General features: G+C 40.5%; 23 protein-coding genes. 19 read left to right on the plus strand and 4 right to left on the minus strand.

The genetic code is table 11. The annotated features are described in order from the left end of the window. Window positions 1-24: 24 nt before the first annotated feature. From AC1D7X_RS11945 to AC1D7X_RS11975, 7 genes are all read left to right on the plus strand, one after another. Window positions 25-1,056 (plus strand): glycosyltransferase family 4 protein, encoded by a 1,032-nt coding sequence (locus AC1D7X_RS11945; protein ID WP_495475292.1) that lies wholly within the window; start codon window positions 25-27, stop codon window positions 1,054-1,056. 3 nt (window positions 1,057-1,059) lie between these two features. Next, on the plus strand, window positions 1,060-1,965 hold the full coding sequence (locus AC1D7X_RS11950; RefSeq protein ID WP_495455463.1) for a glycosyltransferase: 906 nt from the start codon (window positions 1,060-1,062) through the stop codon (window positions 1,963-1,965). A gap of 9 nt (window positions 1,966-1,974) precedes the next feature. Continuing rightward, complete coding sequence (locus AC1D7X_RS11955) at window positions 1,975-3,315, plus strand: lipopolysaccharide biosynthesis protein (protein ID WP_495455464.1); 1,341 nt, start codon at window positions 1,975-1,977, stop codon at window positions 3,313-3,315. Between the two features lie 14 nt (window positions 3,316-3,329). Beyond that, entirely contained in the window at window positions 3,330-4,337 is a 1,008-nt protein-coding gene (locus AC1D7X_RS11960; RefSeq protein WP_495455465.1) for a polysaccharide pyruvyl transferase family protein, read from the plus strand. 454 nt (window positions 4,338-4,791) lie between these two features. Further along, a complete protein-coding gene (locus AC1D7X_RS11965) occupies window positions 4,792-6,162 on the plus strand; it encodes a sugar phosphate nucleotidyltransferase (protein ID WP_495455466.1) in 1,371 nt (456 codons plus the stop codon). A 31-nt stretch (window positions 6,163-6,193) separates the two neighbouring features. Continuing rightward, complete coding sequence (locus tag AC1D7X_RS11970; protein ID WP_495475293.1) at window positions 6,194-7,534, plus strand: UDP-glucose dehydrogenase family protein; 1,341 nt, start codon at window positions 6,194-6,196, stop codon at window positions 7,532-7,534. A 393-nt stretch (window positions 7,535-7,927) separates the two neighbouring features. Continuing rightward, window positions 7,928-8,566, plus strand: coding sequence for a hypothetical protein (locus AC1D7X_RS11975; protein ID WP_495475294.1), 639 nt, complete (start codon window positions 7,928-7,930; stop codon window positions 8,564-8,566). A 12-nt stretch (window positions 8,567-8,578) separates the two neighbouring features. On the opposite strand, the gene AC1D7X_RS11980 is transcribed toward AC1D7X_RS11975, so the two are convergent. Next, window positions 8,579-8,935 (minus strand): helix-turn-helix domain-containing protein, encoded by a 357-nt coding sequence (locus AC1D7X_RS11980; RefSeq protein WP_495455469.1) that lies wholly within the window; start codon window positions 8,933-8,935, stop codon window positions 8,579-8,581. Window positions 8,936-9,212: 277 nt separating this feature from the next. On the opposite strand from AC1D7X_RS11980, the gene AC1D7X_RS11985 reads away from it, so the two are divergent. Further along, window positions 9,213-10,121, plus strand: a complete 909-nt coding sequence (locus AC1D7X_RS11985; RefSeq protein ID WP_495455470.1) for a VanW family protein — start codon at window positions 9,213-9,215, stop codon at window positions 10,119-10,121. 1 nt (window position 10,122) lies between these two features. Here the strand turns inward: AC1D7X_RS11985 and AC1D7X_RS11990 are convergent, their stop codons facing one another. Then, window positions 10,123-10,959, minus strand: a complete 837-nt coding sequence (locus AC1D7X_RS11990; protein WP_495455471.1) for a patatin-like phospholipase family protein — start codon at window positions 10,957-10,959, stop codon at window positions 10,123-10,125. Window positions 10,960-11,125: 166 nt separating this feature from the next. Beyond that, complete coding sequence (locus tag AC1D7X_RS11995; RefSeq protein ID WP_495455472.1) at window positions 11,126-12,040, minus strand: LysR family transcriptional regulator; 915 nt, start codon at window positions 12,038-12,040, stop codon at window positions 11,126-11,128. 211 nt (window positions 12,041-12,251) lie between these two features. On the opposite strand from AC1D7X_RS11995, the gene AC1D7X_RS12000 reads away from it, so the two are divergent. From AC1D7X_RS12000 to AC1D7X_RS12045, 10 genes are all read left to right on the plus strand, one after another. Further along, window positions 12,252-13,178: a phosphate ABC transporter substrate-binding protein PstS family protein gene (locus AC1D7X_RS12000; RefSeq protein WP_495475295.1), complete on the plus strand. Its 927-nt coding sequence runs from the start codon at window positions 12,252-12,254 to the stop codon at window positions 13,176-13,178. A gap of 92 nt (window positions 13,179-13,270) precedes the next feature. Further along, the gene (gene pstC, locus AC1D7X_RS12005; RefSeq protein WP_495455474.1) at window positions 13,271-14,176 is read left to right on the plus strand and encodes a phosphate ABC transporter permease subunit PstC; all 906 of its coding nucleotides are present in this window, start codon (window positions 13,271-13,273) and stop codon (window positions 14,174-14,176) included. Further along, window positions 14,173-15,060, plus strand: a complete 888-nt coding sequence (gene pstA / locus AC1D7X_RS12010; protein ID WP_495455475.1) for a phosphate ABC transporter permease PstA — start codon at window positions 14,173-14,175, stop codon at window positions 15,058-15,060. Before pstC ends, pstA begins: the two co-directional genes overlap by 4 nt. A gap of 19 nt (window positions 15,061-15,079) precedes the next feature. Then, entirely contained in the window at window positions 15,080-15,835 is a 756-nt protein-coding gene (gene pstB / locus AC1D7X_RS12015; protein WP_495455476.1) for a phosphate ABC transporter ATP-binding protein PstB, read from the plus strand. Between the two features lie 681 nt (window positions 15,836-16,516). Then, on the plus strand, window positions 16,517-17,611 hold the full coding sequence (locus AC1D7X_RS12020) for a GntR family transcriptional regulator (RefSeq protein ID WP_495455477.1): 1,095 nt from the start codon (window positions 16,517-16,519) through the stop codon (window positions 17,609-17,611). A gap of 291 nt (window positions 17,612-17,902) precedes the next feature. Continuing rightward, window positions 17,903-18,607: an L-ribulose-5-phosphate 4-epimerase gene (araD, locus tag AC1D7X_RS12025; RefSeq protein ID WP_495455478.1), complete on the plus strand. Its 705-nt coding sequence runs from the start codon at window positions 17,903-17,905 to the stop codon at window positions 18,605-18,607. Between the two features lie 2 nt (window positions 18,608-18,609). Continuing rightward, window positions 18,610-20,283: a ribulokinase gene (locus AC1D7X_RS12030; RefSeq protein ID WP_495455479.1), complete on the plus strand. Its 1,674-nt coding sequence runs from the start codon at window positions 18,610-18,612 to the stop codon at window positions 20,281-20,283. A 333-nt stretch (window positions 20,284-20,616) separates the two neighbouring features. Then, the gene (gene hxlA / locus AC1D7X_RS12035; RefSeq protein WP_495455480.1) at window positions 20,617-21,249 is read left to right on the plus strand and encodes a 3-hexulose-6-phosphate synthase; all 633 of its coding nucleotides are present in this window, start codon (window positions 20,617-20,619) and stop codon (window positions 21,247-21,249) included. Window positions 21,250-21,256: 7 nt separating this feature from the next. Then, on the plus strand, window positions 21,257-21,811 hold the full coding sequence (gene hxlB / locus AC1D7X_RS12040) for a 6-phospho-3-hexuloisomerase (RefSeq protein WP_495455481.1): 555 nt from the start codon (window positions 21,257-21,259) through the stop codon (window positions 21,809-21,811). 127 nt (window positions 21,812-21,938) lie between these two features. Further along, window positions 21,939-22,331: a winged helix-turn-helix transcriptional regulator gene (locus AC1D7X_RS12045; protein ID WP_495455482.1), complete on the plus strand. Its 393-nt coding sequence runs from the start codon at window positions 21,939-21,941 to the stop codon at window positions 22,329-22,331. 125 nt (window positions 22,332-22,456) lie between these two features. On the opposite strand, the gene AC1D7X_RS12050 is transcribed toward AC1D7X_RS12045, so the two are convergent. Further along, a complete protein-coding gene (locus AC1D7X_RS12050) occupies window positions 22,457-23,059 on the minus strand; it encodes a helix-turn-helix domain-containing protein (protein ID WP_495455483.1) in 603 nt (200 codons plus the stop codon). Between the two features lie 192 nt (window positions 23,060-23,251). Between AC1D7X_RS12050 and AC1D7X_RS12055 the strand changes: the two genes are divergently transcribed. Next, window positions 23,252-23,671 (plus strand): phage holin family protein, encoded by a 420-nt coding sequence (locus tag AC1D7X_RS12055; protein ID WP_495455484.1) that lies wholly within the window; start codon window positions 23,252-23,254, stop codon window positions 23,669-23,671. Window positions 23,672-23,754: the final 83 nt, after the last annotated feature.

The following is a 23,754-nucleotide window of genomic DNA, read 5'->3' on the forward strand; positions in this document are numbered from 1 at the left end:
TAGCAAGTTAGGGAGAGTAATGCGATGAAAGTATGGATGTGGCCGAAGTCGAGCGAGTTAAACTTTTATAATGATTTATTAACAGATTCGTTGTGCGGTGCAGGAATGGATATTAGGGATCTAAAGCATGGCAAGTTCATGCTGAAGGTAGGTCAAGCGAAATCAGGTGATATCGTCCATATTCATTGGATGCACCATGCTTATCAGAACCGGAATCCGCTGATTTTTATAGTGAAATCGTTCATATTTATTCTAACCATGATGTATTTGAAGCTAAGAAATATACAGTTAGTCTGGACCATTCATAATCTGTACCCACATCATGTGAAGTACCCCACAATGGAACGTTTCATGCGTCGATTAATTTGTAGTTTCTGTAGTAAATTGATTGTTGCCTCTGAGTCTATCAAACAAAAGGTTATCGCTGAATTCGGTGTTCCTGATGAGAAGTTATTCGTTGTGAAACATGGTCATTATGTAGGCGTGTATAAACGGAACGGCATGAACTACAGGGAAGTATACGGCATAAGTGAAGATGCCGACGTCTACTTATTTCTTGGTGCGATCAAAGCATATAAGGGCGTTGAAGATTTAATTGAAGCGTTTAATGCCGTGAAGACGAAACAATCCTATTTAATCATTGCCGGCAAAGCTGATCAAGAGATGCAGGAATATCTGAAAGGTGTTCAGGATCTGGATAACATTATTTTGGAATTACGTTTTATTCCGAACGAATCGATCGCCGATCTAATTAGCTCTGTTGATGTGATGGTGATGCCTTACAAAGAGATAACGACTTCGGGATCCGCTATATTGGGGCTATCGTTCAAGAAACTGATTGTCATGCCCAATAATGATTTCATTGATGAATATTGTAAGGAAGACATGGTTGTTCGTTATGATCCAGAAGATAGTCGGGGGCTGACGAACGCGATGAAAGTGGCTTTAAACGTAAAGAATGAAGAGAAGTTACCAGATTATGATGAAGTATTGAAAGAATTAGAGTGGAGTACAATCGCTCAAAAGACCAAAAACGTTTATCAAGGATGGGGATGAACGATGAGTATTATAGTAACGGTAGCTATATGTACGCATAACAGAGCACAGGATACAGGAGAAGCCATTGAGAGCATCTTAACTCAAAGTTATGCAAAAGAGGAAATTGAAATTATCGTGATCGATAATCGATCGACAGATCATACGGCTGAGGTCGTGAATCAGCTAAGAGATCAGCATGGTCCAAGAATACGTTATATATTGGAAAATAAACTGGGTCTGTCGGTTGCACGTAATCGTGCAATTCAAGAGGCGAGAGGTCAGTACATTCTCTTCTTGGATGATGATGCGCTTGCCTCCGTGGAGTGGGTTCAGAATATTGTAGAAGTATTTGAAAGGGATCCAATGATTGGATGTGTTGGTGGCAAAATTGATCCAATCTGGGAAGTCGCGGAGCCTGACTGGATTCCGGAGGAACATCGATCGGTATTTACTATCCTCGATTATTCGAGTGAAGTGAAAGAAATGCCATCTCCATCGATCCCGTATGGCGCGAATGTTGCTTTTCGAATGAGTGTATTTCAAGAGATGAAGCCATTCCGTGAGGACTTGGGACGGGTTGGTAAGAACCTGTTGTCAAGCGAGGAAAGTGAACTCATTGCTAGAGTACGTGAAAAGTACAAGGTATTCTATACACCGTTTGCACCGGTGAAGCACAAGATTGCGAAGGAACGAACGACGAAGAAATGGTTCTTGAAACGGATTTTCTGGCAAGGCGTGAGCGATGCGGTGAAAAGGAAAGATAAAGGTTCTATAGCCATATTAAAGAATATCATTCGCATGGCTCAGGCTATTCTATCCTCGATATTCTCCATTTTTCATTTCAAGACCTTTATCAGACAAGTCGTTAAAATATGTTACCGCAACGGATCACTTGTTGGTATCTTGCGATATAACAGTAGGGGTTGAGGATAGGTTATGGCAGAGCTTACCATTCGTAAAGAAATGAAGGGTGGCGGACTCTTTCAAACGATTCTTCGCACTAGTGCAACTAATCTCTTAGTTATGGTCATCAGCACGTTAACCTCGATTGTGACGGCTCGCATGTTTGGTGTCGTGGGGAAAGGGGAGTTCTCAGCAATTCTATTCTGGCCAACATTGCTAGCAGGACTTGTAGGATTTGGTCTTCCAACCTCGCTGATCTATAACCTTAAGCAGAACAAGGGTAGAGGTGCTGATTTCGTAAGAGCAGGATTTCTGTTTCAGATTCCCGTTAGTATCATTGTCGGAATAGTCGCTTGGATCTGGTTGCCTGCATGGCTCGGGAATTACCCCGAAGCCGTCATTCAGACAGCTAGGTGGTATACAGTACTGATGCTCCCGATATTGCTTGCAGTTAATCTAATATCTGCACTTGCACAGAGCACAGGTAAATTTAATGTATATAACGGTGTTCGATTATATTTTCCATTGATTAATCTGATCGGGCTGTTGGTTCTCTGGTCAATGGGTAATTTAAGTCTTCATTCAGCTGCACGGGTGTTTCTCGTGACCAGCGTTGTTGTCATATTATGGGCCTTGTACAGTGTAAGAGAAGAGCTTCGGATTCAATGGTTCAAAGGACTAGGAAATACACAAGCTGCGAAGGCGTTGTTTGGTTATGGGAGTAAAGTGTTCGGAGTAGAGCTACTGGGAACGCTGTATTCTCAATTCGATAAGATCGTCATTCTATCGATGCTAACCGCAAGAGATCTGGGATTATACACGGTGGTATATGCATTATCCCGTGTATTTAATGTTGTGCAGACAGCCATTACGAGCGTTATCTTTCCGAAAGTAACGGGGATGGATGAGAAGACGATTATGACAACGGTTGGTCGGGCGTTCCGACTATCTATGCTTTTAATGACGATTGTCGTTATTCCATGCATGTTCATTGGAAGGTATCTAATGGGGGTACTGTTTGGTGCACCTTTTCTAGAGGCTAGCGTAGCCTTCTATCTCTTATCTATTGAATGTATTCTGGGTGGTGGATCATGGATTCTAGCATCCTCTTTTAATGCGATGGGAAGACCGGGTCTTGTATTGGTTCGCCAACTTATTGCACTTGTAGTAACGATTGGATTGTTCTTCATATTTACACCATTGTATGGGCTGAACGGAATCGCATTTTCTCTATTAATTGGAGCTATCATCCGATTAGCGGTGACGATGGCATCGATGCGGATTGTGTTTCAAGTGAAGTTTAGGGGAATGTTCTTCGATAAGGATGATTTTCGTTTTCTAATAGAGCGTTTGAAAGAAAAAACCAAAAAGTAAAGGAGTACGTTGCTATGCAAGTGAAACCAGATGTTCACCCGATGGACGTATTGAAAGAGGAGCTACGTAAAATTCTGAAAGTAATCCCTTCAGGATCAAGTATTTATTATATTGATTACCCTGTGTACAACAACGGTGGTGACTTACTGATTATGAAAGGTACTGAAGCGTTCTTCAGAGATCATAATATTCACGTTCAAGCACGCTACAGTGTCCTTGATTTCCCAGATCAGTTAAACATACCGAAAGATCAGATCATTGTCCTTCAGGGTGGAGGCAACTTTGGGGATTTGTACCCGGTACATCAAAGATTGCGTGAGAGAATCGTTACGGAGTATGTTCACAATCGGATCGTGTTACTTCCACAGACGATATTCTTCAAGGAAGAATCTGAATATGATCGTACGGCACTACTTTTTAATAATCATCCAGATGCTCATCTCTTTGTAAGAGATACATTAACATACGATATGGCTAGACATAAATTCCACAAATGTCACATCTACTTATCGCCTGACATGGCGCATCAACTATGGCCTATTATGCCGAAAGGTAAACCGGATAAAGACCTACTCTGTTTCTTCCGTACTGATATTGAGAAAACCAAGGAACAAATTCAGTTCGAGTCCGATGGAGAAGGTGATTTCTTAGACTGGGCGTCCTTATATAATCGAGTGGAGAAAAAGTTGATCAACGTGACTGCTAAAGTCATGAGAAAAGGTAGCGGCATACCGCTGTATCCCATCTGGAATAAATATAGCGATTACCTGGTAAACAAAGCCGTTAGACGCTTCAGTGGTTATCGCAATGTACAGACTTCAAGGTTACATGGGCATATTCTAGCTTGCTTAATGGATAAGCCTAATACCTTACTAGATAATTCATACGGCAAAAACTCCAATTACTATAATACATGGACTAGCGGCATTCAATCCTCACAACTCGTTGTGAAGAGCCCTAAGCTTACTAGATTATATGAAGAGGCTTTGTTGAAAAAAGCTAAGGTGATGTTGTCGAAGTAGGGATATAGTGCGGAGATGTCCGCTACGGTGGCGGATTGTCCTTACGATCGCTGTTACCATCAGATTTCTTGATTATATACCGCTTATAGCGGTAGAAATCCGATGGCAAGCATATGCTTCCGAAGTGAATTTTTATTGCGAAGATCATCAGGAAGCTAACGCTTCATAAAAATTTAAGCATATGCTTACGACGTAAGTTCTTGTTACGAAGTTAAGCAATGAAGAAATGCTAAACAAAACTAAGTATATGCTTTCGAAGTGAATTTTTATTGCGAAGACTATCAGGAGGCTAACGCTTCATAAAAATTTTAGCATATGCTTACGACGTAAGTTTTTGTTGCGGAGATAAGCAATGAAGTGCTAAACAAAACTAAGTATATGCTTTCGAAGTGAATTTTTATTGCGAAGACTATCAGGAGGCTAACGCTTCATAAAAATTTTAGGAGGAGTCATTATGAAAATTGTTCTTCTATCCGGGGGATCAGGTAAACGCCTGTGGCCGTTATCGAATGAATCACGTTCCAAACAGTTTTTGAAGGTGTTGGGGAGTGCTGATGGTAAACGGGAGTCAATGGTACAGCGAGTATGGGGACAAATTTCTAAAGCTGGACTCCATGATCATGCTTATATCGCAACGAGTAAATCACAAGTTGAAATGATTCATAGCCAGCTCGGTAGTAAGATTGAGGTGATTGTCGAGCCAGAGAGAAGAGACACTTTCCCAGCTATCGCGTTAGCAGCTACATATTTATATTCGGTACAAGGTGTAAGCCTAGATGAGACCGTCGTTGTCATGCCTGTTGATCCGTACGTGGAAGAGTCATTCTTTCATAAGACGAAGGAGCTTGAACATGTTCTGAATGAATCCGGTGCGGACTTGGCGCTCATGGGTGTGAAGCCAACGTATCCTTCCGAGAAATACGGATATATCGTTCCAGAAATCGGTACACAGGTAGATGAGCCTTTCGTAACCGTTCAGAGTTTCAGAGAGAAACCCCGTGAGGAAGAAGCGGTAGCCATGATTGAACAGGCTGCACTTTGGAACTGCGGTGTTTTTGCTTTTAAGCTTAATTTTCTAATTAATATTCTTATTGAAAAAGGTTATCCGATCCAGTACGACGAGATGTCGAAGCAGTATGGACGGATTAACAAAAATAGCTTTGACTACGAAGTTGTGGAGAAAGCTACTCACATCGTTGCGCTTCCTTATGAAGGGGATTGGAAGGACTTAGGTACATGGAATACATTAACGGAGCAGATCGAATCCTCACTCATTGGTAAAGGGATTATTAGTGGTGAATCGACGAATACACACGTTATCAATGAACTGGATATTCCCATTACGTTACTTAACTTATCTAACGTTGTTGTTGCGGCAAGTCCGGATGGGATTCTGGTATCGGATAAGGCATCAAGTCCGATGATTAAAGAAGTCATGAAGCATTCAGATCAGCGACCTATGTATGAAGAGCGACGTTGGGGACGGTACCGCGTTCTCGATTATTTAAAATATCCTGATGGACAAGAAGTATTAACCAAGCGAATCTGTGTTACGGCAGGTCAGAATCTAAGCTATCAATACCATTTACTACGAAATGAAGTATGGACGGTCGTTGCTGGTGAAGGAGAAATGGTACTGAATGATAAGCACATTCTAGTCAAGGCTGGGGACGTCTTAGTGATTAAAAAAGACACGAAACATAGCCTGCGAGCAACTACGGAAATGGAACTCATTGAGGTGCAGACAGGCACCGAGCTTATTGAAGAGGATATCGTTAGACTTGCTTTTGACTGGAACGAGATCATGCAATTGTGCACGGTATAAATGAAATGAAAACAACGAGGGAGTGTTAATAATGAATATTACAGTTATTGGAACCGGATATGTAGGTCTTGTATCGGGCGTTTGTTATGCGGAACTAGGCAATCAAGTTATATGTGTAGATAAGGATCCACAGAAGATAGATATGTTGAATGCGGGTGGCATCCCTATTTATGAGCCGGGGTTACAAGAATTAGCTGCATCCAATCGTGCTGCGGGGAAACTATCATTCACAGGCGATCTATCTAGTGCTGTGAGACAATCGGACATTATCATCATAGCTGTCGGGACTCCGCCATTGCCTAACGGAGAAGCGAATCTAGCATTTATTGATCAAGTTGCGGTTGAAATTGCAGAGGCGATGAATGGGCACAAAATTATTGCTGTGAAAAGTACGGTGCCAGTTGGAACGAATGAACGACTTGCTAAATTAATTCAGTCCAAATCGGATAAGACTTTTGACAGCATTTCATTACCAGAGTTTCTAAGAGAGGGTTCGGCTATCGAGGATACGTTACATCCTGACCGAATTGTCATTGGTGCGGAGTGTCAGAGTGCTGCTGACACGATGACAGAACTTCATGTGCCACTAACAGAGCATATCGTTGTGACAGATATTCGGAGCGCGGAGATGATTAAATATGCGTCTAACGCTTTTCTAGCGACGAAAATATCATTCATTAACGAGATTGCTAACATTTGCGAAAAGGTAGGTGCAGATGTAACCAAAGTGGCAAAAGGGATGGGATACGACAAACGAATCGGTCCATCATTCCTGAGGGCTGGTATCGGTTATGGAGGTTCCTGTTTTCCTAAAGACACAAGTGCATTAATCCAGATTGCGGGTCATGTTGATTATGAATTTAAACTGCTACGCTCCGTTGTGGAAGTGAATCAAGATCAACGATTCAATGTTATCCGTAAGCTAGAGACTATATTTGAAGGACAATTGCAAGGGAAAACGGTTGCTGTATGGGGGTTGGCATTCAAACCAAATACCGACGATGTACGCGATTCACCTGCATTGGAGATTATTCAGCATTTAGTTGAGAATGGCGTGAATGTGAAGGCTTATGATCCTATCGCAATGGAAAGTTTTCAAGCATTATATGGGAAGGATGGTGTCGAATGGTGTAATGGAGCGCTAGAAACGGCTATAGATGCAGACGCATTGTGTCTATTAACGGAGTGGGATGAGTTCGCAACAGTAGATCTCTTGGAACTTCAAAAGGTGTTGAAACAGCCAATTCTTATTGATGGACGAAACGTGTTCAAAGAAGAGAACTTGCTGGGTACAGACTTCATTTATTATTCGGTGGGTCGTCCAAGTTTAAATCAAGGTGTTAAACAAGAAATGCCAGTTTTGCAATTCTAAACGACTTTTCATATCGATATTAGGGGGTGAAGAAAGTGTATTCGCCATCGTGCTATCGATGCTCACTGTATCAATGGGAGAATTACCGACTAGGCTATTTCAAATGTGAAAAAGCAAGTTACTCAAATGACAGATCTTATGATCAAAAGTTTAATGAAATTTTAATATCAGCCAGCTCTCCTTCTTTGAAGGAGGGCTGGCCTCTTTTCTTTCTTTTCTAACCACTATCACCTGAAGATTATAACGTATTATCGGCATTGGCCAAGAAATATGGTGTCCGTAGAGGGAAAACATTTGATGAATCCAAGAAAGAATTGAATTTATAACTAGGCACGAAATATTCGTATCGCATAAAGATTGTAAATTTGATAAGAAAGTGGTGTTATGGTAACGATGAGTACTGAACGTATACGCAAAAGAAGAAGTCATCAATTTCGGAAACCGAAACCTCTTATAGTTATTTTATCAAGTATTACTATTTTGCTGCTTTTTGTGTGGGGAGGACTATATTGGAAGGAATCCTCAGTAACAGAGGCTCCATTAGATATGGATATAGATATAGAAATAGATTCGGAAAATAATCCTTCAATAATGGATGATGATGCATTAACTGTTAGAGCACCGGATCCATCGCAATCAACATCTTCATCCCAACAACTAACTACAACACAACCACAGCTTTCATCTCAACCGACGTCTGATTACACTAGTCAAGTGGAATCGGAATCATCCAGTAGCAAAGAAACGACGGATGGTGTGACCATCGTTCAGAAATATGAACAAGAAATGATCCAATTGGAGACAAGTTGTAGAAATGATATGAATAATGCATTAAATAAAGCAAATACGAGCTTCCAGAAACTGAATAAGGGTAATATCGCGGATGTTCAAGCATGGAAAGAAGAAAACTTGAATATAGAAATAACAACTGCGGAATCTACATGTGAAGCTGCATATCAAGATTTAATTCGTGCTGCAGAGAAAGATGAAGTTCCTATCAATGTCATTGAGGAGTGGTCGCTCAGCAATTAATGTGAGGGTGAGTTAGTTATCCTTTGGTAAGTTCCGGTCGCGAATAATCCGTTCGAGGAGTATTCGAATGAGGTCCAAATCGTCTTTTTCCAAAGGTACGCCATCCCAGTGTAGCTGTTCATAATTTAAATATTCTTTCGCATTATGATTCAGTTCCGCTGGAGGTTCGGAATAATCTGTGAGCCCTAGAAGGTAATCTGCAGAAGTATGTAACTTTCGAGAAATGGTATGAATAGATTCTAACGTGGGCTGACGGTATCCAGATTCATATCCTGCATATGTACTTTTTGCAACTCCAACATAATCGGCCACTTCTTGCATGGTCAACTTTCTTTGTTTACGCAACTGTTTCAGTCGCTTCGCGAACATTCCCTAACCCCCTCTATAACTCTGTTATAAGTGTTTTACTGAGTAACTTACATGTACTCACTAAATCAAATGCAACCATAATTATATCATGTTCACTAGTTGTATGCACAATCAGACTAGTGAACTTTTTCAATTATTCCATTTTTTTTGGAATTAAATAGAGCTATTTGAATTTTTCCCAATTCATAATGTATCAGCACATCCCATTTGATTCATACTATAGCCGATCATGACTGACTTAAAAGGGGGAGTGGTGACCTTGGGGTTGCATTTAATTATGGCTATATTATTAATGGTTCAACAATGGGCTCCTCTAGAGCCATTGGTAATTGAAAAACAGGGTGAACCTATTGTAGAAGTGGATCATTCTACCTATACGATACCTGTTCCCGGAGTACCAATTGTTGATGATATGAAGTTGAATGCCCTAATGAATGATCTAGACAAGCGAGTATCCTTGCCACCCAAGAATGCTGTTATTAATGGAGAGGGCAGAATATTAGCTGAGCAAGCAGGTACAACACTTAACAGAGAACGGTTTAAGGCTCAGTTCTACAGTTATATATATGAGGGGAACTTATCGAGATTGGAAGTGCCCTTGCGCAGTGTATATGCCAAAGTAGATAGTGAGTTATTACAATCCATTATGGAGAAAAAGATTGGAAACTATTTTACATATTACAATCCGAATAATAAAAACCGTTCTCATAATATTGGATTGGCTGCCAAAGCTATCAATAATACGGTGATTTTTCCCGAAGAAACGTTCTCATTTAATGAAGTTGTGGGTAAACGAACGAAAGAGAAGGGATATTTACGTGCACCTATTATTGTAAGAGGTGAGGCATCTGAAGATGTTGGAGGAGGAATTTGTCAGATTTCATCAACCCTATTTAATGCTGCAGATCGTGCGGGACTACAAATTATCCAGCGCTATTCTCATAGCAAGATTGTCACCTATGTACCACCCGGCCGCGATGCTACGGTAAGCTGGTATGGACCTGATTTCACTTTTAAAAATAAATATAGTCAACCGGTCCTTATTCGAGCTTACGCGCACGGAGGTCAGGTAAGTATCATGATTAGTTCATCGGATATGATTGATAATAAACCGCGAGAAGTGCCTAGTGCTTCCAAAAAAATGCCAGAGGAGGTTGTGACAGATTTAAATGTCAACCATATGTGACTTAAGAGAATAATTTTTGAATGTCATTGATATGGTTCATTGCTTCGTCGTAGCCATGTTGATTGGTATCTCTGAGTTTGTTAACATCTTTCTCTAAGCTGTTTAGGGAATGATTCGGACGGAGAATTACAGCTTGCCCATCTTTCTCTAACTGCTCACAAAACGCAACCGTTTCATTATATTTTTCATGTCTTGTTAGCAAGACTTCTTCGAGATGAGGAAATTTACGCTTCAGTACCTTACCAATCATCGCATTTTTTTTACTGAAACTTTTAACATACCCTTTAGGTTGGGTAAGAACGATGAGATGCTTGTCATTACCGTCTGCAATCGCTTTACGAATCGGGATGGGGTCGCTTAAACCTCCGTCATAATATTTGCTTCCGTTTATTTCAATAGCAGGAAAGAAGAGGGGGAGAGCACAGGTGGCTCGGAGCATCGTCCAGTGTTCATCATTATCCAATCCATTCATATATTCTGGTGTTCCTGATTGAGCGTTAGTAACGCCGACTACAAGTTTACCACTATAACTATTAAAGGTTTGTTTATTAAATGGTATTAATGTGTTTGGAATTTCATCAAATACAAAATCCAATCCAAAGAGGCTACGATGGCGTAAAAAATTTCTTACCCCGATATAACGTTGATCATTCCGATACTTTTCCAACACCTCTAAATTTCTCCGCTTTTGCTTGGAAATATAAGACAACCCGTTGCTGATTCCCGCAGATACACCGATACAATAAGGAAACATTACGTCTTGATCTAACAGGGCATCCATCACACCTGCACTGAAAATAGGACGAAAAGTCCCTCCCTCCAGTATTAAACTTGGCATTTGTTATCACCTCTCAGATTTTGCTTATTCACATTCTATACATTGCTTGAACCGTATGCTACGGAAACTATAATACAATTTCAGATATGTTAATATTAACATATAATATCACATATTTTATATATTTAATTATTGTAAATCGAACTAATTTACAATAATTGTATTTTTATTGGTTGTGCAGATCGTGCTTTTGACTTTTAATAAACGCCACAAACTGATTACGTAAAGAAGAGTGCGATGAATCAGGTGGATAAATCATATATGAGGATAGAATTGATTCTGTTTGTGCAGGTATTGGCAAACATAGGAGATGTCCATGTGCAAGCTCTTGTTGAACCCCGTTCCGTGGAAAAAAGGTAATATGATCACTGTGTTGCACCGCTATTTTTACTGATTCAGGTGAATCCATTTGAATTCGTTCCCACAGATGAATGTCATTTAGACTGGACCATTCTAATGATAATTCTTTTATATAAGTTCCCTCTGCATGTTGGATGAAGAATTGTTTAGCAATAAGTTGAGGGGTGAGCGCTTGAAGTTTCGCAAAAGGATGCGTGGGGCTAAAGATGATAACCAGTTCATCTTCCTCAAGAGTGTCGTGTTGGAATCCATTATATATACCGAGTCGGCTCGGGTTAGATTGACAGAAGGCAATATCTATATCCTGATTCACCAGCATTTGATGAATGGTATCAGTTGGTTTGATTGATAATTGAAGGAGAGTTCCAGGATATTTATTTGAGAATATACTCATGAACTCTGGTAAAAGATAAGTACCAGTGATGCAGTCAGCTCCAATATGTAATGTCCCTTTATCCAGCAAGGCGTAATCGCGAACGACTTTTTTTGCTTCTGCAGCAAGTCCAGTTATCTTCAAAGCATAAGGATAGAGTGCCTTCCCTGCTTCAGTAAGAATCATCCGTCCACGTTTCGATTCAAATAGTACGATGCCCATCTCCTCTTCAAGACTCTTCATATGGAAGGATACGGAGGGTTGCTTCATATTCATTTCTTTTGCGACATCTGTGACCTTTTTATATTTCTCGATATAAACCAGAATCATCAATTTAATAATATTCATTAGAATCCCACCTCGTATACATAATCGTGTTTCATTCATTATAAATAAAATCTATAGGCATATAAAGTTTATATTGCGAAATTTATTTTTGATTTTACAAACTAACGATTTTGCAAAAATGTTTGAGAATTAAAATAGGTTTTGTAAGTTAGAAAAAGAGGCTTACGGGGAAACATTTAGTTGAGAGATATGAGGAGGAGAAAATTAAATTATGAAATTAAAGAAACCAGCACTTATGATGGGGGCTCTTGCCATCGTTCTTACATTAGCGGCTTGTGGTAATAACGGTAATAATCAAGGGGCAAGTAATTCGACAGATACAGAGAAAAAGTTAAGTGGTTCTATTCTTGCAGTTGGATCAACGGCTTTACAGCCTTTGGTGGAGCAAGTGGGACAGAAATTTATGGCTGATGCTAAATATTCAGGTATTCAAGTGCAAGTTCAAGGCGGCGGGAGTGGAACTGGACTGACACAGGTTGCTGGAGGACAGGCTGATATTGGTAACTCGGATGTTTTTGCAGAAGAAAAGCTTAAAGACGGAGATGCTGACAAAGCGAAAGAACTTGTAGATCATCAAGTCGCAGTGGTTGCTATTTCTGTCGTATCTAATAAAGATACTGGTGTAGATACGTTAACCAAACAACAAATGGTAGATATTTTCTCTGGTAAAGTAACAAACTGGAATGAAGTGGGTGGAACCGACGAGAAGATTGTTATCGTAAACCGTCCAAGTAGCTCTGGAACTCGTAGTACTTTTGAGAAATATGCATTGGGTACGAAGGTTGAAGATATGGCAGGAGCCATTCTAGAAGAATCGTCAGGAACGGTTAGAAAAATCGTTAGTGAAACACCAGGTGCTATTGGGTATCTTGCATTCTCTTACTTAGACGATTCCATTAAGTCCGTGAAATATGATGGTGTTGATGCAACGATTGATAACGTAATCTCAGGTAGTTATCCAGTATGGGCTTATGAGCATATGTACACCAAAGGTGAGCCAAACGAAGTTGCTAAAGCGTTCTTGGATTACATGGTTTCAGATGAAGTTCAAAATGGAGATGTCGCTGAACTAGGGTATATTCCAACCTCCAAAATGCAAGTTAGTCGTGATGTAGATGGAAATGTTACAAAGAAATAATGACACAAGCTGGTTTAGAACTCTATTGCTAAATATGCTCAAAGAGGCGGATTCATCTGCCTCTATTTTCACTTTAAGAAAGTAGGACAATTATGAAATTAAACAATCGATCACCTGTCCTTATCAAAAAGCACCATTTAGAAGATTGGATTGGACGAATTTATACTACCTTTTGTGTATCTCTCTTAGTGATTATCATCGTTTCAATGATATATTTCGTTGCCTCCAAAGGGCTTACAACTTTTATTAAAGATGGTGTTAATATAGGGGATTTCTTGTTTGGTACGAAGTGGGATCCCAATGGAGAAAATCCGGTATTTGGTGCACTTCCCTTTATAGCGGGTTCCTTTGCGACTTCATTGTTAGCTGCTCTAATTGCGAGTCCTTTAAGTATCTGCGCATCGCTATTTATGACGGAAATTGTTCCAACATGGGGTAAAAAACTTCTACAACCTGTAATTGAACTATTGGCGGGGATCCCTTCAGTAGTCTATGGTTTCGTAGGATTAACCGTTATCGTTCCACTATTTCGTAATTGGTTTCCTGGGCAAGGAATAGGTGTCGCGGCAGGTGCGATAGTACTCTCGGTTATGATTCTACCCACGATCACTAGTATTGCAAGTGATGCGCTGAGTTCACTTCCTAAGGGATTGAAGGAGTCATCCTATGCGTTAGGAGCTACAAGATGGCAGACGATTTCAAGTGTGATTATTCCAACGGTTATGCCTTCTATATTGACTGGTATAGTTCTTGGGATGGCACGTGCATTTGGTGAGGCATTAGCTGTTCAGATGGTGATTGGGAATGCTCCACATATCCCTCGTTCTTTGTTCGAATCAGCATCCACACTTACGAGTGTCATTACCTTGAATATGGGTAATACGGTCGCAGGCTCAGTACAAAACAATGCTCTATGGAGTATGGCCCTAGCACTCATGGTTATGACATTCATATTCATCATTGTTGTTAGGCTCTTGGAAAGGAGACATCGGGGATGAAACCAAGAACAGCTGATAAAATAGCCACTGGCGTTATTGTCGTATTTTCCTCGCTTATTGTTGCGGTATTATTGGGATTGTTAGGATTTATTCTATTCCGTGGCCTTAGTCATATTAGTTGGTCATTTCTAACCTCTGTTCCACAGACGATTCGAGCAGGTGGAGGGATTGGACCGCAATTATTTAACTCACTCTTCTTACTTGTTCTAACACTCGTTATTACGATTCCGTTAGGACTTGGAGCGGGAATTTATATGTCGGAGTATGCTAAGCCGGGTAAGATTACTGGGGGCATTCGCCTGGTAGTTGAAGTTCTTTCTTCATTCCCTTCCATTGTGGTAGGGTTGTTCGGTTTATTACTTATCGTAAATACATTTGGATTTGGATTCTCATTATTCTCAGGTGCGCTTGTATTAACGATATTTAATCTTCCGCTAATGGTTCGTATAACCGAGCAAGCTTTCCGTGGAGTTCCTAAGGAACAGAAAGAAGCAGGACTTGCTCTAGGGCTATCAAAGTGGAAAATCATTACATCCATTCTCCTACCGGTTGCTATACCAAATCTTGTGACAGGTACCGTCCTTGCCGCAGGTAGAGTATTCGGAGAAGCTGCAGCACTGTTGTTCACAGCGGGAATGTCCACACCGAGATTGGACTTCACGGATTGGAATCCACTTAGTCCTACGTCACCCATTAATCCATTCCGTCCAGCGGAAACATTGGCTGTTCATATATGGAAAATTAATAGTGAAGGTCTTGCTCCAGATGCCATGGCGATTGCTGCGGGGGCTTCAGCTGTGTTGGTTATCCTCGTATTAGTATTTAATTTATCTGCGAGATGGCTAGGAAGAGTATTGTATCGCACTTTCACAGCATCAAAGTAACGGAATAGGGGTAATGATTATGCAAACAACCTTTCGAACCGAGAAACTAAGCGTTTTTTATGGAAAATATGAAGCAGTAAAAAGTATAGACATGAACTTCCCAGAACAAAGCGTAACGGCTTTGATCGGTCCTTCTGGTTGCGGGAAGTCCACTTTTCTTCGTTCGTTAAATCGTATGAATGATGATATTGCTGGCTCTAGAATTACAGGTGAAATCTGGATTGATGGACAAGATATTAATGCACCAGGAACGGATGTCATCGAATTAAGACAAAAGATAGGAATGGTATGGCAGCGTCCTAATCCTTTTTATAAATCTATATATGAGAATATTGCCTTTGGACCGAAATATCATGGGTTGAAGGACAAGAAAAAGTTAGATGAAATCGTTGAGAGTAGTCTAAGGAAAGCAGCTTTGTGGGATGAAGTAAAGGATCGTCTAAAACAATCTGCTTTGTCTCTATCTGGTGGGCAGCAACAAAGGCTTTGTATTGCACGGGCGCTCTCTGTTAGTCCGCGTATTCTCTTGTTGGATGAGCCGGCGTCTGCGCTTGATCCCGTATCCACTGCAAAGGTAGAAGAATTAATTGTAGAACTAAAGAAGGAATTAAGTATTGTGATTGTTACTCATAACATGCAACAGGCCGCAAGAATATCTGACTACACCGCCTATTTCTATTTAGGAACTCTGATGGAGTACGATGATACAAACACCATCTTCACGAACCCGTCCAATACGACAACACAAGAATACATTTCAGGCAGATTTGGGTAAGAGTAGATGAGTAGTTTAGACAAATGGAGTAGATGAATGAATAGAGTAGATGAATGGAGAAGATGAATAGAGTAGATGAATAGTTAAACCGCTGATGCTAAAGAGCAGTAGCGGTCTTTTTGGCAATACTGAATAAATATAAGTTTCATTTGAATGCAATTTAAGGTGAATATTGAATATGGTGCTGCCAAAAAGTAAAAGTGGTGCAATATAAGATAAAGATGATGTTATATTAATGGATGCTGAAGAGGAAGACGACTAACGGTAAATTTTCCTGTTAATATGTCTAGTTTCCGCCTTGGGAGATAATCTAGATGGAATTTCTCCATCTAAAGGGGGCTTATCATCGGATTTATGGTTAACACGGATACAAGGCGCTCTACCAACCATTTAACGGGAGATTTTCCCGTTAAATGAAGAAAATCCAGCCGCGACGAAGTCCTCTCCGGTAACCGAAATCACAATTGCTGAATAAGACTGCAAAGAGCGGTTCAATTTGTGTGTTAGAAGAAGACAATTCGATCAATAGACTAACGAAGTCGAATATGGATATTATTGTAGTGGTCACTAATAGAATGGAGTACCTAACAAATCGGGTTGTACGTACAAATGTTAATTGTGTTATAATGTTGTATGATTTAGGCAATATAATTAGAAACCAATGATTTAACGGAGGAATACATGACCGCGAAATATAGGCAAGTGAAGCATGAAATTCTATCCTGGATTCATTCATCTAAACTGCTACCAGGAAGTCAGCTCCCTTCAGAGAATGAGATTTCTGAACAGTACAAGGTTAGCCGTCAAACCGTGAGACAAGCCATTGGTGAGTTAGTGCAGGAAGGATGGCTGTTTCGTATTCAAGGAAAAGGGACGTTCGTAACGGATGAACCCGGTGTAAAGGTTATTAGCAACAATATTCAGACGATTGGAGTCATTACGACCTATATATCGGATTACATATTTCCTTTAATTGTACAAGGCATTGAGAGTGAACTTCGTAGCAGAGGGTACCGCCTTGTCTTATCGAGTACGGATAACGATCGCATGAAGGAAAGAGAGTGTCTTGAGATGATGCTTGATCAATCTCTGAGTGGAATTATCATAGAGCCTACCAAAAGTGGGGAACGTAATCCTAATCTAAGTTATTTCTTAACGCTGGAGAATAGACAAATACCCTATGTCATGCTAAATGCTGCATATGAAGAAATGAATTCACCTTGTTTGAGAGTAGATGATGAGCTGGGCGGATTTCTTGCCGCGGAACACCTGATTTCGCTAGGACATCGAAGAATAGCAGGTTTCTTCAAAACGGATGATATGCAGGGAATACGTCGCATGAGGGGCTTTATAAGCGCACACCATAAATACAATGTATCGTTATCCCCTTCTTCTGTTTTTACATATACGACAGAGGAAAAGAATGATACACCGATTCAGCAAGCGAAGAAACTATTGAGTCAATCAGTTGAGGATAGAGCCACCGGATGGGTCACCTATAACGATCAATTAGCTGTGAATTTGCTCAATATCGTTCGCTCTATAGGATTGTCTGTGCCTCAGGATCTGTCGATTGTAGGTTTTGACGATTCATTCTTAGCGACAGCCACGGAAGTAAAGCTCACGACGGTTAGTCATCCGAAGCAAGAAATGGGCATTAGAGCTGCTGAATGGATGATCGCGATGGTTGAAGGAAAGCCAGAGTTACCTGAAGATAGTCAAATGATCTACAAACCAGAGTTAATTGTTCGAGAATCTTCTGCTATACCTAAATAATGTGTGTTGGCTGGCTATACCGATCTATTCTATAAGAGTCTTTTCTCATTTAGAGATAAGGCTCTTATTTCATTTGTTTATTTTTGGAATAAAAACACAAGGGTGTTGACGGTACTTCTTCTGTTTTAAAAAAGGTTGGAATACTTGTACGTACAAGTGTATAATAAAAGACGTAGCAAGATGTATAATCGTTCTTATTGAACTATATATGAAATAATTAGGGTCATTATGTAATGCGCTTACATTCCTATTTTCTTTTTATTCATTCATTGGAGGGAGATGTTTCAATACATGTTAGAACAACTGAAGCAAGAAGTATTAGAGGCGAATTTAGCACTACCCAAGCATGGTTTAGTCACATTTACATGGGGAAATGTCAGTGGAATCGACCGTGAGCAGGGCCTCGTTGTAATAAAACCAAGTGGTGTACCTTATGAAAAATTGAAGGCAGAGCAATTGGTTGTCGTTAATTTGCAAGGAGATATCATCGAAGGGGATTTGCGTCCATCCTCGGATACACCCACACATCTGGCTTTGTATCGAAGTTTTGAAGGAATCGGAGGTGTTGTACATACCCATTCTTCATGGGCTACTAGTTGGGCGCAAGCCGGACGTGGCATACCTGCACTAGGAACAACTCATGGTGATTATTTCTTTGGAACAATTCCATGCACTAGAAAGATGACGGAGGAAGAAATTGCTGGAGAATATGAGCTGGAGACAGGTCATGTCATTATAGAGACTTTTAAAGATATCAATCCAATGGATGTACCTGCCGTATTAGTGAACTTGCATGCACCTTTCTGTTGGGGTAAGAACGCTAATGATGCCGTTCATAACGCGGTTGTTACGGAAGAAGTAGCTAAAATAGCCTATCGTTCTTTCGTTCTGAATTCACAATTACAATCGATGGACCAAGTGTTACTAGATAAGCACTTCTACCGCAAGCATGGAGCCAATGCTTATTATGGACAGATCAAGAAGGAGGAGAAATAAGAATGAATCCTAAGTATGCTGTAGGTGTGGATTATGGGACAGAATCAGGACGTGCCGTTCTTGTGAATCTAACGAATGGTGACGAGATTGCAACACATGTAACCCCTTATCGTCATGGTGTAATCGATGAAATCCTTCCTGGGAACGGTTTGAAGTTGGGGATGGATTGGGCGCTCGAACATCCCGCAGATTATATCGAAGTACTGACAAATTCAGTGCCTGCTGTTATGAAAGAATCGGGGATTTCACCAGAAGACGTCATTGGTATCGGAATTGATTTCACCGCTTGTACGATGCTACCAATTGATGAACAAGGAACACCATTATGTCTAAGAGATGATTATAAAGCTAATCCACATAGTTGGGTGAAATTGTGGAAGCATCATGCGGCACAGGATGAAGCTAATCGATTAAATGATATTGCAGCTGCAAGAGGCGAGAACTTTCTCCCTCGTTATGGTGGCAAAATTTCTTCCGAATGGATGATCGCGAAGACATGGCAAATTCTGAATGAGGCCCCCGAAATTTATGAGGCAGCAGATCAATTTGTGGAAGCGACAGACTGGGTCATTATGCAAATGTGTGGAAACCTGATGCGTAATCAATGTACTGCGGGTTACAAATCGATTCATCATAAGCGTGAGGGATATCCAAGCAAAGAATTCTTCAAAGCACTTGATCCTAGATTAGAGCAAATAGCAGATACGAAGCTTCGGGGAGAAGTATATCCTCTTGGAACCAAAGCTGGGGGCTTAACTCCTGACATGGCTGAGCAGATGGGGTTGATTGCGGGCACAGCAGTCGCTGTAGGAAACGTGGATGCACATGCTGCTGTTCCAGCAGTAGGTGTAGTAACACCAGGTAAACTAGTGATGTCCATGGGAACCTCTATTTGTCATCTTCTCCTTGGTGATGAAGAACGTGAAGTAGAAGGAATGTGTGGTGCTGTTGAAGATGGCATCATTCCTGGATATTTTGGTTATGAAGCGGGGCAGTCTGCTGTTGGAGATATTTTTGCATGGTTTGTTGATGAGTCCGTACCGGCTTACGTTAAAGAACAAGCGAAAGAAGAACGTATTTCTGTCCATGAATGGCTAGAAAAGAAAGCTTCAGCATATGTACCAGGTCAGACGGGCTTGCTCGCCCTTGATTGGTGGAACGGAAATCGTTCCGTGTTGGTTGATACAGATCTAACAGGATTAATTGTAGGATATACTTTGCTTACTAAACCAGAAGAAGTATATCGTGCGTTGCTTGAAGCTACGGCCTTTGGAACACGTAAAATTGTTGATGCATTCCATAACAACGGTGTGCCTGTAGAGGTATTATATGCCTGTGGTGGATTACCACAGAAGAATAGACTTCTCATGCAAATCTATGCTGACGTAACTGGACGTGAGATCAAGGTAGCGGCTTCAACACAGACACCAGCTCTGGGTGCTGCGATGTTTGCTGCGGTAGCAGCGGGTAAAGAAGCTGGCGGATACGATAACATTGTGGATGCAGCGAAGTATATGGCACGTATTCGTGAGGAGAGCTTTAAGCCTATTCCTGAGAATGCAGCAGTGTATGACGTGTTATATCAAGAATATAGTCTTCTTCATGATTATTTCGGTCGTGGTGAGAATCATGTGATGAAGAAGCTGAAATCTTTAAAAGAACAAGCTGAAGGTTAAGGTTTATTCATAATAAAATAAATGGGGATGTTCCAAGAGTCATAAAAATGGCTAGGGGAGCATCCCTATTTTTTTATAGCTTGTGTATTTTATGGAATAGCGAAAAAATGTTAATAAGGTTACTTATGTGGCATGCTAAAACATCACTAAAAGAAGCTGCTCATGGGGTTAATAGCGAAAGTCATCATATTAAGATTGTGATAAATCCTATAACTACGCATTAGTATCCTTCAGGTAACTTCCTCACTTTAAAGTGCCTACTTCCTCAAAAGAATGTTAGGTCCTACAATGATTACAACACCTATAATATATGGATGAGGAGATATAACAACTATGAAATTACAATTAGCATTAGATCTGGTAGATATTGACGGAGCAATAGAGGTTGTATCGGAAGTAGCTGAATATATAGATATCGTTGAGATTGGAACACCGATTGTTATTAACGAAGGATTACATGCGGTAAAAGCGATCAAAGAAGCTTTTCCATCACTAACTGTATTAGCTGATCTTAAAATTATGGATGCTGGTGGCTATGAAGTCATGAAGGCAGTAGAAGCTGGTGCAGATATTGTTACAGTGCTAGGTGTATCCGATGATTCGACTATTAAAGGTGCGGTTGAGGAAGCGAAGAAACATAATAAAGAGATCTTAGTGGATCTAATCAATGTAAAAGACATAAAGACAAGAGCAGCAGAAATTGATGCACTTGGTGTTGATTACATTTGTGTGCATTCTGGTTATGACCATCAAGCCGCTGGTAAGAATTCATTTGATGATTTAAACGCTATTAAGAGCGTCGTGAAGAATGCGAAAACAGCTATAGCTGGTGGGATCAAGCTAAGTACTCTGCCAGAGGTTATTACTGCAAATCCTGATCTTGTTATCGTGGGTGGCGGTATCACTGGCGAACAGGATAAAAAGGCAACTGCAGCAGAAATGAAACGCCTTGTAAGCCAAGTCTAAGATTCTAATGAATACAGTGGATTATACACAGGAAATTGTAAATGAGCTACAGCATTCCGTGTCACAGATCGGAGAAGGAGAAGATAGTCAACTGGCTGAGATTCTCTTGCGTTCTAGCAAAGTATTTGTAGCAGGAGCTGGAAGATCAGGATTAATGGGGCGGGCATTCGCCATGCGGCTCATGCATGTAGGTACTGATGCATATGTCGTTGGAGATACCATTACTCCTGGAATCGATAAGGAAGATGTGTTAGTCCTTGGATCTGGTTCTGGTGAAACAAAGTCCCTTGTTTCGATGGCAGAAAGGGCCAAAATGATAGGTGCCACCGTTGTAGCAGTTACCATTACACCGGAATCGACGATTGGTCGATTAGCAGATTACACCGTGAAGTTACCAGGGTCACCGAAGGATCAGAGTGGAAGTTATACGACCATTCAGCCGATGGCTTCACTATTTGAGCAGACGATGCTGATATTCTACGATGCTATCATTCTACAAATGATGGAGCAGACAGGTCAGACTACGAAGCAAATGTTCGGTAAACATGCTAATCTGGAATAATAACATATAGAAAGCCATTCAACACAAAAACGAATGCTACCCATGTGGATAGGTATTCGTTTTTGTGCGTAAATGAGTCCCTAGGGCATGATGTAGTATGATAAGTGTGAGGGGGGGGGTTAATAATATGGCAACACAGATTAAAGATCGTATTAACTTGAAAGAAATCAACTGTGAGAAGGAGCTTACGCTTGCCGTTATCGGTGGTAAATGGAAGCTGATTATTTTGTGGCATCTCGGCCTCGAAGGAACCAAGAGATTTAGTGAACTCAAGAAGCTTATTCCACACATTACCCAAAAAATGCTAACCAATCAATTGCGAGAATTGGAAGAAGATAAGCTTGTTCTGAGAAAAGTATATGCGGAGGTTCCACCCAAAGTAGAATATTCTTTAACTGAATACGGTCAAAGTCTAATGCCAGTTCTACGCATGATGTATGACTGGGGGAAGAACTACGGAGAAAATGTGATTTGGAAAGACACAACATCTTCTAACGATAAGTGCATTACTAGCGGTTAAAAATTGACTATTAATTGAAATAGCCTCTGCACCCAATTGGGATGAAGAGGCTATTTTTGTTTTGATATTTCCGTTGGAATGGTTGCCGTCTTTGAAAAAGGACAGTATTACCGTTTCTACTTGACTCATATGGATTGGATGGAGTTGTCCTTCAATACGCAATCCGCAAATAATATCGTTTTTGGAATGCGGAAGAATCCTTCCGTTTTTTCTTGAAAGGTCATAGAAGGTAATGCTCCTTGATGTAACCACTTGCGGAATGTACCTGGATGAACGTTAATCCAGTCACTCACATCACTTACGGATAAGTCATGGACCATGCAAAGCCCTGTCAGAATCTTATTGCTTACAGGAGAACGAGTTAGTGTTCTGCGCATAAATCTGGAATGAGCGGGCTGGCATATGATGGGACTCTTCGAGAGAAGGTCTTCATTAAATAGAATATGTCGAGGATATCCTAAGTATTGACACACTTTCTCCATGTTCTTCTTACCAGGAACCCGGCCTTCGTACACCCAAGCACTTACACTTCTTGATGAAACAGAGAGTTGCTCAGCCAAATAGGATAGTTTGATGTCATTTGCCATTAAAATAGCGAGTAGAACGCGATTACGAATTTGGCAACGTGTCGGTTTACGGAATCGTTTCACACGCACGCCTTTTCCTAAATACTTGCGATTGATCAGAGACCACGCCTGAATTGAATGTTTTTCTGGTTGTGTAGGCATATTTCCTCCGATATTTTTTTTAATATAAATTTTACCCTATTTATAGTAGTAGTTTCAATAGCAAAACGAACCTGTCGTATATTTCCACTTAAATGTACTCTATAAATCTATTAAATAGATGACAAATGGCTTCGCACTCTATCAGAACTATTCATATGATGTTGTATGTAATGTTTACAAGGAGTGGTCGCAATGAATTCAATGGTTGTACAAGGAGCAAGTGGGGCAGTGGGAGCAGTTCTAGCCTTTGCTTTTGGAGGGTGGGACGATCTGTTAAGTGTTTTTCTCGTTATTATTATTATTGACTATGTTACAGGGGTACTGGCAGCAATTAAGGATCGTACAGGACTCAACAGCAAAATTGGGTTCTGGGGATTAACTAGAAAAGCCTTAATGTTTCTTGTCATCCTCTTAGCTCATCAGATGGATGGTCTACTTGGTCAGGATATAGGTATGGTGAAAAGTGGGGCTGTCTATTTCTACATGGCGAATGAGTTGATATCGATTACAGAGAATTATGGACGGTTGGGGTTACCGCTACCTAACAAAGTAATAAGAATTATTACGATATTAAAAAATAAGGATAAGCAAAAGGATGACAAAGATAAGTGATAGCTGACAAGTTCCTTTCCCAAAGGCATGGGTTATGTTATATTTTTTGGTGTACCTTATACTATTTAGAGGACAAGGAGCCA

The sequence above is a fragment of the Paenibacillus sp. Y568 genome (genome assembly GCF_059445545.1).